This window comes from Microbacterium sp. CFBP 8794 (genome assembly GCF_014841235.1).
GTDB lineage: Bacteria > Actinomycetota > Actinomycetes > Actinomycetales > Microbacteriaceae > Microbacterium.
Genome location: NZ_JACYTT010000003.1, coordinates 351126 through 365126 on the forward strand (window position 1 = coordinate 351126; position 14001 = coordinate 365126).

Annotated in this window: 17 protein-coding genes; 9 read left to right on the plus strand and 8 right to left on the minus strand. The window is 67.1% G+C overall.

Annotation, left to right across the window (positions count from 1 at the left end; genetic code table 11):
• Complete coding sequence (locus tag IFU19_RS09145; RefSeq protein WP_192013493.1) at positions 1-1392, minus strand: MFS transporter; 1392 nt, start codon at positions 1390-1392, stop codon at positions 1-3.
• Between the two features lie 461 nt (positions 1393-1853).
• Between IFU19_RS09145 and IFU19_RS09150 the strand changes: the two genes are divergently transcribed.
• Positions 1854-2066, plus strand: a complete 213-nt coding sequence (locus IFU19_RS09150; protein ID WP_249405401.1) for a nuclease — start codon at positions 1854-1856, stop codon at positions 2064-2066.
• Positions 2067-2212: 146 nt separating this feature from the next.
• On the opposite strand, the gene IFU19_RS09155 is transcribed toward IFU19_RS09150, so the two are convergent.
• Positions 2213-2437 (minus strand): hypothetical protein, encoded by a 225-nt coding sequence (locus IFU19_RS09155; protein WP_192013495.1) that lies wholly within the window; start codon positions 2435-2437, stop codon positions 2213-2215.
• Positions 2438-2644: 207 nt separating this feature from the next.
• Between IFU19_RS09155 and IFU19_RS09160 the strand changes: the two genes are divergently transcribed.
• Both IFU19_RS09160 and IFU19_RS09165 read left to right on the plus strand, forming a co-directional pair.
• Positions 2645-3679 (plus strand): hypothetical protein, encoded by a 1035-nt coding sequence (locus IFU19_RS09160; protein WP_192013496.1) that lies wholly within the window; start codon positions 2645-2647, stop codon positions 3677-3679.
• A gap of 9 nt (positions 3680-3688) precedes the next feature.
• Complete coding sequence (locus IFU19_RS09165; RefSeq protein ID WP_192013497.1) at positions 3689-4111, plus strand: hypothetical protein; 423 nt, start codon at positions 3689-3691, stop codon at positions 4109-4111.
• Positions 4112-4390: 279 nt separating this feature from the next.
• Here IFU19_RS09165 and IFU19_RS09170 read toward each other — a convergent pair whose 3' ends face one another.
• The 3 genes from IFU19_RS09170 to IFU19_RS09180 form a co-directional block, all read right to left on the minus strand.
• Positions 4391-5311 carry an Ltp family lipoprotein gene (locus IFU19_RS09170; protein ID WP_192013498.1) on the minus strand — a complete coding sequence of 307 codons (921 nt, stop codon included), beginning with the start codon at positions 5309-5311 and terminating at the stop codon, positions 4391-4393.
• A gap of 403 nt (positions 5312-5714) precedes the next feature.
• Positions 5715-5924 carry a DUF1653 domain-containing protein gene (locus tag IFU19_RS17035; protein WP_192013499.1) on the minus strand — a complete coding sequence of 70 codons (210 nt, stop codon included), beginning with the start codon at positions 5922-5924 and terminating at the stop codon, positions 5715-5717.
• Between the two features lie 110 nt (positions 5925-6034).
• On the minus strand, positions 6035-6700 hold the full coding sequence (locus tag IFU19_RS09180; protein ID WP_192013500.1) for a FadR/GntR family transcriptional regulator: 666 nt from the start codon (positions 6698-6700) through the stop codon (positions 6035-6037).
• Positions 6701-6885: 185 nt separating this feature from the next.
• Between IFU19_RS09180 and IFU19_RS09185 the strand changes: the two genes are divergently transcribed.
• Positions 6886-8661 (plus strand): 2-isopropylmalate synthase, encoded by a 1776-nt coding sequence (locus tag IFU19_RS09185; protein WP_192013501.1) that lies wholly within the window; start codon positions 6886-6888, stop codon positions 8659-8661.
• Positions 8662-8704: 43 nt separating this feature from the next.
• Here IFU19_RS09185 and IFU19_RS09190 read toward each other — a convergent pair whose 3' ends face one another.
• The 3 genes from IFU19_RS09190 to IFU19_RS09200 form a co-directional block, all read right to left on the minus strand.
• The gene (locus tag IFU19_RS09190; protein ID WP_192013502.1) at positions 8705-9109 is read right to left on the minus strand and encodes a carboxymuconolactone decarboxylase family protein; all 405 of its coding nucleotides are present in this window, start codon (positions 9107-9109) and stop codon (positions 8705-8707) included.
• Positions 9106-9516, minus strand: a complete 411-nt coding sequence (locus IFU19_RS09195; protein ID WP_192013503.1) for a MerR family transcriptional regulator — start codon at positions 9514-9516, stop codon at positions 9106-9108. Before IFU19_RS09195 ends, IFU19_RS09190 begins: the two co-directional genes overlap by 4 nt.
• A 90-nt stretch (positions 9517-9606) precedes the next feature.
• Positions 9607-10107 carry a hypothetical protein gene (locus tag IFU19_RS09200; protein WP_055834165.1) on the minus strand — a complete coding sequence of 167 codons (501 nt, stop codon included), beginning with the start codon at positions 10105-10107 and terminating at the stop codon, positions 9607-9609.
• Between the two features lie 219 nt (positions 10108-10326).
• Here IFU19_RS09200 and IFU19_RS09205 point away from each other — a divergent pair, with 219 nt between their 5' ends.
• The 5 genes from IFU19_RS09205 (at position 10327) to sucC (ending at position 13989) form a co-directional block, all read left to right on the plus strand.
• On the plus strand, positions 10327-10542 hold the full coding sequence (locus IFU19_RS09205; RefSeq protein ID WP_055936386.1) for a hypothetical protein: 216 nt from the start codon (positions 10327-10329) through the stop codon (positions 10540-10542).
• 66 nt (positions 10543-10608) lie between these two features.
• On the plus strand, positions 10609-11784 hold the full coding sequence (locus IFU19_RS17040) for a sensor histidine kinase (RefSeq protein ID WP_055835870.1): 1176 nt from the start codon (positions 10609-10611) through the stop codon (positions 11782-11784).
• On the plus strand, positions 11781-12383 hold the full coding sequence (locus IFU19_RS09215) for a response regulator transcription factor (RefSeq protein WP_055936389.1): 603 nt from the start codon (positions 11781-11783) through the stop codon (positions 12381-12383). The genes IFU19_RS17040 and IFU19_RS09215 overlap by 4 nt, the downstream gene beginning before the upstream one ends.
• Positions 12384-12472: 89 nt before the next feature.
• Positions 12473-12667, plus strand: coding sequence for a hypothetical protein (locus IFU19_RS09220; RefSeq protein ID WP_192013504.1), 195 nt, complete (start codon positions 12473-12475; stop codon positions 12665-12667).
• Between the two features lie 158 nt (positions 12668-12825).
• Positions 12826-13989 carry an ADP-forming succinate--CoA ligase subunit beta gene (gene sucC, locus IFU19_RS09225; RefSeq protein WP_055834177.1) on the plus strand — a complete coding sequence of 388 codons (1164 nt, stop codon included), beginning with the start codon at positions 12826-12828 and terminating at the stop codon, positions 13987-13989.
• Positions 13990-14001 lie beyond the last annotated feature (12 nt).

Below are 14001 nucleotides of genomic sequence, written 5' to 3' on the forward strand. Positions count from 1 at the left end.
TCAGATCCGGGTGCCGGTCTTCTTCGCCATCCGCAGGTAGACGCCGGCGGTGAGGGCGAGGAAGGCGACGTACGCCAGGGCGAACCAGCCGAGGGCGGGGGTGTACGAGCCGAACGTCGTCTTCGAGAAGCCCAGCAGCTGCGGGATGAAGAAGCCGCCGTACGCGCCGATCGCCGAGATGAGGCCGAGGGCCGCCGCGGCCTTGCGCTGAGCGCCGATGCCGTTGTTCGAGCGCAGGGCGAAGATCGTCGGGATCATTCGGTACGTCGAGCCGTTGCCCATGCCGGCGGCGGCGAACAGCACCAGGAAGCAGAGCAGGAACACGGCGAAGTTCTGCATCGGCAGGGTGAGGATCACGCTCAGGATGCCGAGACCCATCACTGTGAAGGCGCCGATCGTGATGACGGTTCCGCCGAACCGGTCGGCGAGCTTGCCGCCGTAGGGGCGGGCGAGGGAGCCGACCAGGGCACCGAGGAAGGCGAGGGTGACGGTGGCCGTGCCGATCGCGATCCCCTTGAAGTCGGGGAAGGTGTCGGCGAGGAGCTTCGGGAAGACACCCGTGAAGCCGATGAACGAGCCGAAAGTGCCGATGTAGAGGGTCGCGAGGATCCACAGGTGCGGCTCTTTCAGGGCGGCGAGCGATGCCGCGACGTCGGCCTTGGCGGCGCTGAGGTTGTCCATGCGGAAGTACGCACCGACCATCGCCACGACGATGAGCGGCACCCAGATGAGGCCCGCGAGGGGGAGGTTGAGGGTGGCCGCGGCGCCGATGGTGATGACGATCGGCACGACGAACTGCGCGACCGAGGCGCCGAGGTTGCCGCCCGCGGCGTTGAGTCCGAGCGCGTACCCCTTCTGCGCGGCCGGGTAGAAGAACGTGATGTTCGACATCGAGCTGGCGAAGTTGCCGCCGCCGAAGCCGGCGAGGGCGGCGATGAGCAGAAGCACGCCGAACGGAGTTGCGGGGTTCGACACCGCGATGGCGAGGCCGATGCTGGGGATGAGCAGCAGGGCGGCAGAGACGATCGTCCAGTTGCGACCGCCGAAGCGCGGAACCATGAACGTGTAGGGGATGCGCAGCGTCGCGCCCACCAGGCTCGGCATGGAGATGAGCCAGAAGATCTCACCCGTCGACAGCTGGAAGCCCGCCGCCGGGAGAGAGACGACCACGACCGACCACAGCTGCCAGACCACGAAACCCAGGAACTCGGCGAAGATCGACCACCGCAGGTTGCGGGAGGCGATGGCCTTGCCGACGCTGTTCCACTGCTCGGGGTTCTCGGGGTTCCAGTTGTCGATCCAGCGGCCGGGGCGGTGTGTGAGTTCTTGTGCTGCCTCGGGCGTTGCGGGCGGCGCGGTGGCCGCTTCGGGGCGCGGGTCGGTGACGGTCACGGGGTCCTCCGGTGGACGATGCGGGGAGGTGCAGCGCCCCGCATGGGTGGGGCGTGCCGTCAGCGTAGGGAGGAGGGGTTTCCCGGGACCGCGCCGCCGAGGGCGGGGAGGTAACGGTTGACTCACCCGGGCGGAGGGGGTGGGAGAGGGGGAGTTTACTTGGGCGTTACATGGGCGAGGTCAGGTCGGGTCGATGATTCCAGATTGCATCACGGCTGTGCGCCTGACATATGGCCGACTATCAGTTTGACCGGTCTGCTCCGCTTCCCCGTCTCTGCGGCGCCGAGGGCTCCGAACGCGCAGTGCATTGATGTCGAGCGAGTCCGCGTCGTTACGCCTTACTACGCCGCAGATCGCCCGCCCCCACGGCATCCCGTAGCTTCATCTCACCAACCCCTCCGAAGGCAGGTGAAGCCATGTCCCGCACGATCTCGTCGACAGTCCACCCGATCCAGCGCTGCATGGCAGCCTCGAACCCGTCGGCGTGGTGGGACGGCCTCGTGATCGACGCCGATGGCACGACGGCGACCGTCGCGCTGCTCAACGGCACGACGGTAGAACTGCGGGTCGTCGGCCCGGCCGTCGACATCGCGGTGGGGGAGCCGGTGGCCTACCACCCGGTTGCGGAACTCCTCAGCGCGTCGGCGATCCTCACGACCGCGCGCTTAGCTTAGCCTCGCAGGGGAGGCAGACCAATGACCCAGGGCGAGCGAGAGGGTTCTCCCGCCGTACTGGTCGCCGTTCTCGTCCTCGCCGTGCTTGCGGTCTTCTTCCTATTGACGTCCGGGCTCCTGGCGACGTTCTTCGATCCCGAAGTGGGTCAGGAAGACATCGAGGCCATCATTGCCTTGCACTTCATGACCATGTCGTCGCAGGCCATCGCGCAGTAGCGGCACATCTCGTCCATGTCGGCGTGCGCGCGGCACTCGGCGGCGCAGGCCTTGCCCATGGTCATGCAGGCGGTCATCATGGCGCTCATCACGTCCATGTTCATCCCGGCCGGACGCATCATCATGTGCATCGTCGCCTGCGCCATCTCGACCATGTTCGAGCACATCGCGCAGCACGTCGCCATCTCGGGGCCGCGAGGCGCGCCCTGCTCGAGGGGATCCGCGCCGCTCGGATGAAATACGGGCTCCCCTGCGGTGAAATCTCCTCAGTGATCGGCGGTCTCCTGCTTCGGTGTTGAGCACCGACACGGGAGGAAGGGCCTCGCCGTGTTCCTCAACGAGGAGGACCAATGCGCCGTCGATTGAACGTCGTCATCACCGCAGGGATTACCTGCGCGCTCGCGATATCTGTCGCGATGCCCGTTTACGCGTCCGATACGGCGCCCGAACCTTCCGAAGGCGACACTCTCACCGCGGTCACAGCGGGGGCTCTCGAGGCGCATTACGGAGAAGAGCAGGCTGATCCGGTCCAGGCCGGGGCCGCGTCTGAAGTTGAGCTGAGTCCGGAGGGGCTCTCTGGTCAGGCCGTGGATGTCGTCCTGCCGTCGACGCCCTCAGCTGAGGTCGAAGGTGACGAGTCGTCCGCCGCACCGGTCTTCTATACGGACGCGACGGGGGATGGCATACGTATCATCTCGACGTTTCCCACCGCGGAGGACGTCGTCGATCTGAGGTACGAGATGGGTGGCGTCCTTGATCCCTACCTCGTGCAAGTTGGCGACGCGTTCAAGGTGCTCGACTCAAATGATCGATACATCGTGGATCTTGCCGCACCCTGGGCCATCGATGCCTCGGGGCGATACCTCCCCACCCGCTACACGCTGACGGGAAACGAACTGCGGCAGCACGTTGATTTCACCGGCGCAGTTTTTCCCGTGGTGGCGGATCCGGCTTGGACCTATGCGGTAGATCACGCATCCTTCAACCTGATCACTGGCAAGGAGAAGGCCACGCCGTCGCGGGTCATGGCTGAGCTGAGAAGGTGCTTCAACTGCAGTTTCCCGGTTGCGAACGCGCCGCGAGCCTTCCCATCAGTCGGTCAGACCATCAATCTCAACGCAAGCCCGTTCACCATGATCAACGTCGCCGCACCGGTGCGAGTCTCAGCGGTCGTGAAAGACGGATTCAACTTCATCGCGTTGCCCGGTCACTTCGACGGAGTTGACTCTACGGTCTCCTTCCGCTTCTACAACGACCGTTCCGGGTGGCTGCATATTTCGGTCGTTGCGCTCATCTGGAAGGACCGAGGTGCGCTCGCGAACGAAACGAATCGCCGCATCGCGAGCCAGACGTGGGCCAATTTCCTGGCCAACCTGATCCGCCAGCGCACGCTGTAGCGTCGGGTCATGCGGCACACCTCCCTGCGCCCGAACGCGCGAGCTTTCCTAGCGTGCTTCGTCGCGGGCGCAGGGGGCGTGGTGTTGGCCGCTTTAGCGATCGTGAGTCCTGAAGTATCGGTGGCGACAGCTCCTTGGGGGTTGATGCTGTGGGCAGGGCCTGCCGGGTTTTCTATCGGGGCCGCGCTCGGCCTGATCGCATGGGGGATGACCCGCTCTCTTATGACCCTGTCGTTTGTTCAGCATCCCGTGGCGCGTTTGGCGGTTGCCATGGTGCCCGCCGCGATTGGTGCTGCGGCGGGATACGCGAGCTTCGCGAGTGCGCGCCCCGTCGTTGCCGCTGCAACGATGATCGGAGGCGCGCTCGGCTTGCTATGCGGCGTAATGGAGGCCTCGGCCGCGGCGCGGCGCAAACCCGACTCGCCACAATAAGCGGGTCATAGATGGCCGGCCCGGGCGTCGACATCGACGCGGTGAGAGAGTGGCCGCGTCGCCGCGGAATGCCCGCGAGGGTGTTCGGCGCTCGTGGGTCTGAGACGGCGTCTCGCTAGCGTGATTTGTGCTCTGAGTGGCGCACTCTGGCCTCACCGCCGACGACCGCAGCAGCCACGCGTGCTCAAGGTTGATCACGGAGAGGCGGCCCTCCAGTCGCACGGATGCGGTGAACGCGGTGCATGGGGTGGGCGTTGTGATGCCCGCCCCATGCACGACTTATAGGCCGACGGCCGCGAGGCCGAAGTTCGCCTGCTCGGGGGTGAATCCCTCTCCGTATTCGCTGGTCAGCTGGTCGTACAGGCCATCGCGAGAGAACCCCTGGAAGTCCAAGTAGGACTTGGCTGCCTCTGCGGCCTCCTGGTTCCAGTCGACGGCACCGGTGGCCTCCAATTGGGCGATGGCGAACTCGGCGTCCTCGGGGGCGAACCCCTCTCCGTACTCGCTCGTCAGCTGCTCGCTGAGTCCGGCACGCGAGAAGCCCTTGAAGGACAGGTAGGACTTCGCTGAGCGGACCGCGCTGGATTGCGCCGTGGTCAATGCGGGTTTCTCGGGCTCAGCGGCCGCGGGTGGGGCTGACGGGGCGGCGGCCTCAGGCGCGGTCGAGGGCGCAGCGGCAGCCGTCTTCTCGACGTTGATCACGACGGTGTCGCCGGTCTTGGCGGCTGCCCCGGAAGCGGGAGTCGTGCTCAGGACGGTCCAGTTGTCTCGATCGATGACGAACCCCTTGTCGGCGGAGAATTCCGCTTGAAGTCCTGCGTTCTCGATCAGCGCGGCCGCTTCCTTAGCGGTCAGACCCGTTGTCTCGGGAACGGTGATCGCGGCATCTGTGTCCTCTTCGACGACCGGAGCCGCCGCCACTGCCTTCGTGTCGGCTGTTGTGGTGGCACCCTTTCCTCCACCCATTGCGCTGCCGATGCTTCCGATGACGATGAGTCCGGCCAGGACGCTGACGGGGATGACGATTGCCTTTCGCTTGTACCAGGGTGCCTTGGCGGCAGGTTCTGCGAGGGGACTGGCCCCGATCGGCGCGGGGCGGGTTTCGTTCGTCCAGGCGGTGCCGTCGTAGTAGCGCTCGGTTCCGAGTGCGTTGGTGTCGGCGTACCAGCCTGCGGGGTAGGCCGGAGTGTTATCGGTCATGGAGATTCCTCGGTTCTTCGGGCATAGAACACGAGCGCACGCGCGCTCGGCTCTCTCTGTGCAGACGCGTTGCATGCGGCGTTCAGGTGCGCGACCGAGGAGCGACCACGGACACCGGTTCGGCGGCATCATCGTGAACGCGCCCCAGCGTTCGCTACGCTGCCCGCTCCCCACAGGAGAATTGGTCGAACACTAGTCCGGAGCAGAGGCGCGTCGGTCGACTTGTCAGGTTCCGAGACGCTCAGGAGGATCTATTCATCCAAATGGATGAGGGGCAGGTGATTTTGAGAGCGGAGTATCCCTGCGCCACCACGCCTAGAACCCTCGTGATGGGTTATCAGCGGCGTCGCGGTTCGGTGGCCGTGTGTGGTCCTCCGCCATCCCTGGGAGCCGCGCCCGCGTCCTAGACGACCCGCCGGAATCTAGGCCCCGCGTACCCGTCTCGCTCGACGCTCTCGGTGAACATCTCTATGGGACGCACCCAGAAGGAGTAGTCGTCGTACAGCTTGCGGTAATAGACGAAGAGATCCTCGGTCTCGGTGTGTCTCGCCGTGCCGAATACTTCATAGCGCTGGCCTTTGAAATGTTCGTAGATGCCCGGTTCGATTGCCACGGGAACGCCCTTCTGTGCACGAGGTGAGGATCTTGAATGGCCCCGGATCGACTCGGGCGCCGAGCGCGACCGTGAGCTGAGCGCTGCTGGCCACGAGATCGCTGACGGTATCAGCCGAGCATCTCTTTGAGCGCGAGAAGGTGAACGCGCGTCAGCGCGCCGGCGGCAGTCGTGTCCCGTGACGCGATCGCCTCGAAGATGCGCTCGTGGATGTCGTGGTCGGCATCGTCGCCGTGATGTCCGCGAAGGCGGAGCATGTCGGCCATGGCCTGACGGCTGCGCGGGGCGAAGTTGTCGAAGAGGTCCAGAAGGATCGGGCTGTGCGCTGCCACGGTGACGAGCCGGTGAAACGCAGTATCGGTCGCGACGTGTTGGTCGATATCAGCGCGGTGCGTTTCTCGTTCGTTCAACGCCTCCCGCAGGGATTCCCGTTCGGCGGCCGTGTGACGCTCGGCGGCCAGTACCGCCGCTTCGACTTCGATCGCGGTCCGAGCTTCGATGACCGCTGCGATGTCGGCATGCCGGAGGGCTTCCAGGCTGACGGGGACGTCGGTCGCCGTGACGAACACCCCGGATCCCTGGCGGGTGGCGAGAATCCCGCGGCCGGCGAGGATGCGAATTGCCTCCCTGGCAGTGGATCGGCCGATGCCGAGCTGCGGAGCAAGCGTCGTCTCGCCGGGCAGCTTTCCGCCGATCTCCCATTCGCCGTCGCGGATGCGGGCGAGCAGGAGTCCGGCGGCCTGCTCGGCCAGGGACTCACGGCGAACGGTCGTCATACCGTCATCCTTCCATCCCTCAGGTTGTCTACTTGTCTGAGCAGTTGTGGTAGCGTCAGCGCGTGCCTATTTCTCGGTTCCTTCTTCTTCGCTGCCACGGCGGGGCTTAGCCAGACCGGCTCCCCGACGTGGAGTCGTGACGCGCGCCGGTTGCCCCTTCTGACGATCCGGACAGGAACTGGACCATGAACAGCAGCCCTTTCGCTACCCTCGCCACTCCGGCAGGCCCGATCCCGGCGGATGCGCCAGTGTGGAACCGGCAGCGGCATTCGCAGATGCCTTCGCAGCGCTACCGCGACGTGTACTCCCGCGTGCCGGTGCCGCTCACTGCCCGTCACTGGCCGGCCAATCGGTTGACCCAGGCTCCGTTGTGGGTTCCGGTCGACCTGCGTGACGGGAACCAAGCTCTCGCGGAGCCGATGGACCCGGACCGAAAGCGGCGCTTCTTCGAGCTGATGGTCGCGATGGGCTACAAGGAGATCGAGGTCGGCTACCCCTCTGCTTCACAGACCGACTACGACTTCGTGCGTCTGATTGCAGAGACCGACATTGCGCCCGAGGACGTCACGGTTGTGGTCTTCACCCCCGCGCGGCGGGAACTCATCCAGCGCACAGTGGAGTCCATTCGAGGCATCCGCAACCCCGTGGTCATCCACATGTACACGGCTACCGCCCCGACCTGGCGCGAGGTCGTCCTCGGCGAGGACCGAGAGGGTCTGAAGAGGCTGATCCTCGCCGGGGGCAGTGACGTGCTCGAGTTCGCCGGACATCTGCCGAACGTGCGGTTCGAGTTCTCGCCCGAGGTCTTTAACCTCACCGAACCCGACTACGTCCTCGACATCTGCGACACGATGACCGAGCTGTGGGATGCCACGCCCGAGCGTCCCGTGATCCTGAACCTCCCGGCGACCGTGGAGATCGCGACTCCCAACGTGTATGCAGATCAGATCGAGTACATGCATAAGAATCTCGGCCGCCGCGATGCGGTGATCCTTTCCGTGCACCCCCACAACGACCGTGGCACGGGGGTGGCGTGCGCTGAGCTTGCCGTGCTCGCCGGTGCCCAGCGCGTCGAGGGATGCATCTTCGGCAACGGAGAGCGCACCGGCAACGTCGACCTCGCGACGCTCGCGCTGAACCTTCACGCGCAGGGAATCGATCCGATGATCGACTTCTCGGACATCGATGAGATCCGCCGCACCGTCGAGTACTGCAACCGCATCGAGCTCCATCCCCGCCACCCCTACGTCGGAGACCTCGTCCACACGGCCTTCTCGGGAACGCACCAGGACGCGATCAAGAAGGGCTTCGCCGAACACCGGGGCAGAGCAACCGCAGAAGGCCGACCCGAGCGGGAGATCGAGTGGCGTGTGCCGTACCTGCCCATCGACCCGGCTGACATCGGACGAAGCTACGACGCCGTCATCCGCGTGAACTCCCAATCCGGCAAGGGTGGCATCGCCTACCTGCTGGAAACCGAGTACGGCATCGAACTGCCTCGCCGCCTTCAGATCGACTTTGCTCGATACGTCCAGAAGCACACCGACGAGAAGGGCAGCGAAGTCACTGCGGCACAGCTCTGGGACATCTTCCGCATCGCCTACCTCACCACCCCATCCGAGGCGCCGGTAGAGCTCGTCGGCTTCGACACGACCAGTCGGAACACCACCATCACGCTTCGCGCGGGCGCCGCCGAGAACACCACTCGCCACGACGCGGGAGGTCCTGTCGAAGCACTCACCGCCGCACTCGCGCACCTCGGGTTCACCACCGACATCCTCTGCCTCCATCAGACCAGCACCAGCGCCGGAAGCGATGGCGAAGCACTCACGCTCATCGAATACCGCCACGGCCCGCGCACCGGTTGGGCCGGCGCAAAACACCGTTCTGTTCTCACCGCCTCCCTGCTCGCCGTCATCAACGCGACGGTGATCGGGGCCGTCTCGGGATCCGCTGGGTAACCCGTCGATGTAGAGCGGCAGGCGCCCCCCGCGAGCGGGAGCCTCATTCCACCGGCAGCAACCCCCGCTCCGCGAAGACCTTCTTCGCGGTGAACGTGGCGTTGAGGGCGCGCGGGAAACCGCAGTACACCGCGGCGTGCAGCATGGCCTCGACGATCTGCTGCGGCGTGAGCCCGACGTTGAGCGAGGCGTTCACGTGCACCTCGAGCTGCGGCTCGCAGCCGCCGAGCGCTGTCAGCATGCCGAGGGTCACGAGCTGCCGGTCGCGGGGTTCGAGCCCGGATCGGGAGTAGATGTCACCGAAGCCCCACGCCACGACCTGATGGGCCAGCTCGGGAGACACCTCGCCCAACGCCTCGATGACGTTCGCGCCGGCCTCGCCGTCGATGGCATCCAGCACCGTTTTGCCGCGCGCGAAGCGCTGCTGTCGTTGCGTCGTGTCGGTCATCGTGCGTCCACTCCTGTCGGTTCGTTCGCGGTGGGGGAGGCGAGGCCTCGGCGATAGACCGCGATCTTCTCGACCAGGGCCTGCTCGTGGGTCTGCAGGCGAGCGATCTGCTCCCGCAGCTCGGCGTGATGCGCCTCCAGGAGCCGGAGGCGGCGAGCTGTCGTCGTCGGCCCCTGCTCTCGGAGCGCTGCGTAGTCCTGCATCTGCGCGATCGGCATGTGCGTCTGCCGAAGCCGCAGCAGGAAGCGCACCCACTCGACGTCGACAGCGGAGTACCGCCGGTGATTGCCGGAGTTCCGCGCCACGGGGCGGATCAGCCCCGCCCGCTCGTAGTAGCGCAGGGTGTGGGCGGTCACCCCGGTGGCCTCGGCCATCTGGGCGACACTCAGGCCGTCTTCGTCCTTCATCACACGAGCAGGCTAGAAGTTCGAGCGCGCTCGAAGTCAAACGGGGGGCGATGTCGACGGCTGCCGGGGGAGTGGCATCCGGAGTCTGCGTCACGCGACCGCCCGCAGAACGCCCGTGAGGATCAGCGTGATGACCGTGGTCCACAGCACGATCGCGGCGGCCTGCCAGGCGAGCACGCGCAGGGGCGAGACACCGGTCGAGGTGAGGGCGGCAGCGGTGAACTGCGTGGGCAGCAGCAGGGGGCCGAGCAGGCTCACGCCGGGGGTTCCGTAGCGGTGGTAAGCCTTCTCGAACTTCTGGCGGCGCGCGGTCAGGGGCTTCTCGACGGCTCCGCGACGGGTGGTGACGGCCGTACGCACGCGCGAGGTCGCGAACACGACGACGGCGACGCAGATCAGGTTGCCGATCGCGCCGGCGATGGCCGCGACGGCCGGGTGGATGCCACCGACGATGCCGATCGCGGCGGCACCCTCTCCTTCGATGAACGGCACGGCGCCGGCAAGGGCGACGATGAGCGGCTGCACGAGGTCGGGCACGTCGGCGACGAGGCCCTGGAAGCCGAGGATGAGATCCGAGACGGGGTTCGACATGAGGACTCCTGGGGGATGAGTCGCGGCGTGTTCCGCGGTGATCCCATCCCATCGGGAGCGGCGTCTCCGCGGCAGTGTCGCGGTGTCATGGCCGGGCGGGAGGATGCGCCGATCGACCCGTGACGAATGTCATGCGCCCGGCGGCGCGGCGGGAGCGTGGGCGTTGGGGCGACGGCGGAATTCTCGATACGTTCGGACAAACCCCAAGGAGAGTGCACCATGACCGACAACCCCGCCGCCCCGTCCGCACCGCGTCAGTGGCTCAAGGCTTTCTACAGCGCGCTCGCCGCGGCGCTCGGATACGTGATCGTCGAACTGATCTTCCAGCACGACACGACCTACATCCTGGCCGGCGCTCTCGGCATCCTCGTCGTCCTCACACCGATCTTCTACGCGATCAACCGCCACAGCAGCCGTCGGACACCGAAAGGCTGATCGAAGGGCGGGTGGGGCGCCGGGCGCTCCACCCGTGACGAATGTCATGGACGTACTGTGGCCGGTGTGACGAGCCCCCTCCCCGCGCCCCCGCCCGCGTCGACGTTCGCCCGCGACGTGCGGGTCACGTGGTGGTACACCGCCGCGTCCATCGCCGGGTTCCAGGTGTTCGGGCTGTCCATCTGGACCCTGCTCATGGTGCTGAGGGCGTCGACTCCCGCCATCGTGCTGTTCATCGTCGGCGGCCTCGGGTCGGTCGCCGTCTCGCTGCTGCTGATGGCGCGCTACCGCCGCGAACCGCTCGACATCGGCGACGTCTCGGGCCACCGGCCCGTCTGGCCGCTGGTCATCGCCGGCATCGTGTTCGGCGGTGTCACGGGGGCGGCGGCCGGGTCTCTGCTGCTCGCCGTCGTCCTCGGAGCGCAGACACTGTGTCTGGTGCGCTGGCGTGCCGGCATCCGGATGCGTCTCGTGGTGCTGCTGATCGTCGTCATCGTCGCGGCGTGGGTGATCGAGGTCACCCGGCTCAACCCCGCCGGATACGTCGCCGATGCCTTCGGCGTGGGCCTGTTCCTGGCGATGCTGCCGCCGCTCACGGCGACGTCGCTGTGGTGGTGGGACATCGTGCGCGAACTCGACCGCGCTCGCCGCGCCGAGGGGCGTCTCGCCGCCGCCCAGGAGCGCCTGCGTCTCGCCGGCGACCTGCACGATCTTCAGGGCCACCACCTGCAGGTGATCGCGCTGCAGCTCGAACTCGCCGAGAAGATGCTCGCCCGCGACCCCGCGGCCGCCGTCGAACAGGTGCGCCTCGCACGCACCAGCGTCGACGAAGCCCGCCGCGGCACCCGCGAGCTCGCCACCCGCTTCCGGGGTGTGCCCCTGCCCGACGAACTCGCCAACGCCGCCGACCTGCTGCGCGCCGCGGGGCTGCGCGTCGAGCTGTCGGTCGCCCCCGACGCCGCCGACGCCCCGGCCGACGTGCTCGGCCCGGTGATCCGCGAGTGCACGACGAACGTGCTGAAGCACGGCGGTGGGGTCTCGGCATCCCTCGCTCTGATGCACCACGACGGCGAATGGGTCTTCACCATCGACAACGACGTGCGCGAGGTACGTGGCACGGGCGGCAGCGGTCTGGACGGTATCGCCGACCGCGTCGGCCGCGTGCGGGGAACAGTGGATGCCGGGCACTCCGGCGATCGATTCAGGGTCACCGTTCGGGTGCCCGAGGGGGTGATGGCGTGATCCGCGTGCTCATCGCCGACGACGAGGACATGATCCGCACGGCGCTCGCCGCCCTCTTGCGCCTCGAGCCCGACCTCGACGTGGTCGCCGAGTGCCGCGACGGCGAGAGCGCGATCGCCGAAGCCGACCGACTGCGGCCCGACGTGTGCCTTCTCGACCTCGAGATGCCGGGACTCGACGGCGTCGACACGGCCGCGCGCATTCTGCGGCGCGTGCCCTCGCGCTGCGTGATCGTCACGCGGCACGCGCGACCCGGCGTGCTGCGGCGGGCGCTCGGTGCGGGCGTCGACGGGTTCCTGCCCAAGTCCCGCCCCGCGGATGACGTGGCCGCGGTGATCCGCGAGGTCGCGGCGGGGCGCCGATACGTCGACCCCGAGATCGCCGCCGACGCCCTGAGCGACGAACGCAGCCCCCTCACCGACCGCGAGCTCGACGTGCTGCGGGCGGGCGCCCGCGGTGAGACGATCGCCGAGATCGCGGCATCCCTGCACCTGTCGGCGGGAACGGTGCGCAATCACGTCTCGTCGGTGCTGGGCAAGCTCGGGCTCGCCAGCCGGCAGCAGGCGACGATCCACGCGCGCGAGCGGGGCTGGATCTAGACGACGACCGGCGAGAGGACGCCCATCCACAGGACGGCACGATGCGTCAACCACTGCCGCACGGCGGTGACCGTCGGTAGCTTCGGCGCATGAGTGAGCGCGCATCGCGAGACGCGGGTCTGGCCCGCTACGTCATCATCGGAGTCGTCGTCGGCATGATCGCGGGACCGATCGTCGGCCTGCTCGTGCCATCGGTGGGGGTCGGGTTCGGGATCTCGTTCGGCCTCGTCTTCGGAATCGTCGGGGCCGTCGTCGCGTGGCTCGTGGTGCGTCCGCGAAAGTGAGGCGGTGAGCGGTCGGGTCACCTCTGCCCCCCTCCCTTCGGAGGTGCAAGGGTCGGGCTCCTTCACCCCCGTCTAGTAGGGTTGTCGACTGGCGAGATCTCTTGATATCGAGAGACTTCGTCTTCTCCCACCACCGATCGCCCAGCGAAGGATTGTCCGTGGATCTCTACGAGTACCAGGCACGTGACCTGTTCGAAAAGTACGAGGTGCCGGTACTCGCCGGCATCATCGCCGACACCCCTGAGGAGGCGAAGGCGGCTGCCGAGAAGCTCGGCGGTGTGGTCGTCGTCAAGGCTCAGGTCAAGACCGGAGGCCGCGGCAAGGCCGGCGGCGTGAAGGTCGCCAAGAACCCCGAAGAGGCATTCGAGGCGGCCCAGGCCATCCTCGGCCTCGACATCAAGGGCCACGTCGTCAAGCGCGTCATGGTCGCAGCGGGCGCCCGCATCGCCAAGGAGTTCTACTTCTCGGTGCTGCTCGACCGCTCCAACCGCTCCTACCTGTCGCTCTCGAGCGTCGAGGGGGGAATGGAGATCGAAGAGCTCGCCGTCGAGCGTCCCGAGGCGCTCGCGCGCATCGAGGTCGACCCGATCGAGGGCATCACGCCCGAGAAGGCGCTCGAGATCGCGAAGGCTGCGAAGTTCGACGACGAGCTGGCCCCCAAGGTGGCCGACGTGTTCGTCAAGCTCTTCAACGTCTACAAGGGCGAGGACGCCACGCTCGTCGAGGTGAACCCCCTCATCCAGAGCGAAGACGGCGACATCATCGCCCTCGACGGCAAGGTCTCGCTCGACGAGAACGCCGGCTTCCGCCACCCCGACCACGAGGCGCTGGAAGACAAGGACGCGGCCGACCCGCTCGAGGCCAAGGCCAAGCAGCACGACCTCAACTACGTCAAGCTCGACGGTCAGGTCGGCATCATCGGCAACGGCGCGGGCCTGGTCATGTCGACCCTCGACGTCGTCGCCTACGCCGGCGAGAACCACGGTGGCGTCAAGCCCGCCAACTTCCTCGACATCGGTGGCGGCGCCTCGGCGACCGTCATGGCCGCCGGTCTCGACGTCATCCTCGGCGACGAGCAGGTCAAGAGCGTCTTCGTCAACGTCTTCGGCGGCATCACGTCGTGCGTCGCCGTGGCCGAGGGCATCGTCAAGGCCCTCGAGATCCTGGGCGACACCGCGACCAAGCCGCTCGTCGTGCGCCTCGACGGCAACCAGGTCGAGGAAGGCCGCGAGATCCTCGCCGCCGCCAACCACCCGCTCGTCACCCTCGCCGCCGGTATGGACGAGGGCGCCGACAAGGCCGCCGAACTGGCCAACGCGTAAGGGATAGGGAAA

Excerpts from the sequence above, each read along its gene's own strand:
- IFU19_RS09150 (WP_249405401.1), top strand. The coding sequence starts at position 1,854 with ATGGCAGCCTCGAACCCGTCGGCGTGGTGGGACGGCCTCGTGATCGAC.
- IFU19_RS09155 (WP_192013495.1), bottom strand. The coding sequence starts at position 2,437 with ATGGTCGAGATGGCGCAGGCGACGATGCACATGATGATGCGTCCGGCC.
- IFU19_RS09165 (WP_192013497.1), top strand. The coding sequence starts at position 3,689 with ATGCGGCACACCTCCCTGCGCCCGAACGCGCGAGCTTTCCTAGCGTGC.
- IFU19_RS09170 (WP_192013498.1), bottom strand. The coding sequence starts at position 5,311 with ATGACCGATAACACTCCGGCCTACCCCGCAGGCTGGTACGCCGACACC.
- IFU19_RS09180 (WP_192013500.1), bottom strand. The coding sequence starts at position 6,700 with ATGACGACCGTTCGCCGTGAGTCCCTGGCCGAGCAGGCCGCCGGACTC.
- IFU19_RS09185 (WP_192013501.1), top strand. The coding sequence starts at position 6,886 with ATGAACAGCAGCCCTTTCGCTACCCTCGCCACTCCGGCAGGCCCGATC.
- IFU19_RS09190 (WP_192013502.1), bottom strand. The coding sequence starts at position 9,109 with ATGACCGACACGACGCAACGACAGCAGCGCTTCGCGCGCGGCAAAACG.
- IFU19_RS09195 (WP_192013503.1), bottom strand. The coding sequence starts at position 9,516 with ATGAAGGACGAAGACGGCCTGAGTGTCGCCCAGATGGCCGAGGCCACC.
- IFU19_RS09200 (WP_055834165.1), bottom strand. The coding sequence starts at position 10,107 with ATGTCGAACCCCGTCTCGGATCTCATCCTCGGCTTCCAGGGCCTCGTC.
- IFU19_RS09205 (WP_055936386.1), top strand. The coding sequence starts at position 10,327 with ATGACCGACAACCCCGCCGCCCCGTCCGCACCGCGTCAGTGGCTCAAG.
- IFU19_RS09220 (WP_192013504.1), top strand. The coding sequence starts at position 12,473 with ATGAGTGAGCGCGCATCGCGAGACGCGGGTCTGGCCCGCTACGTCATC.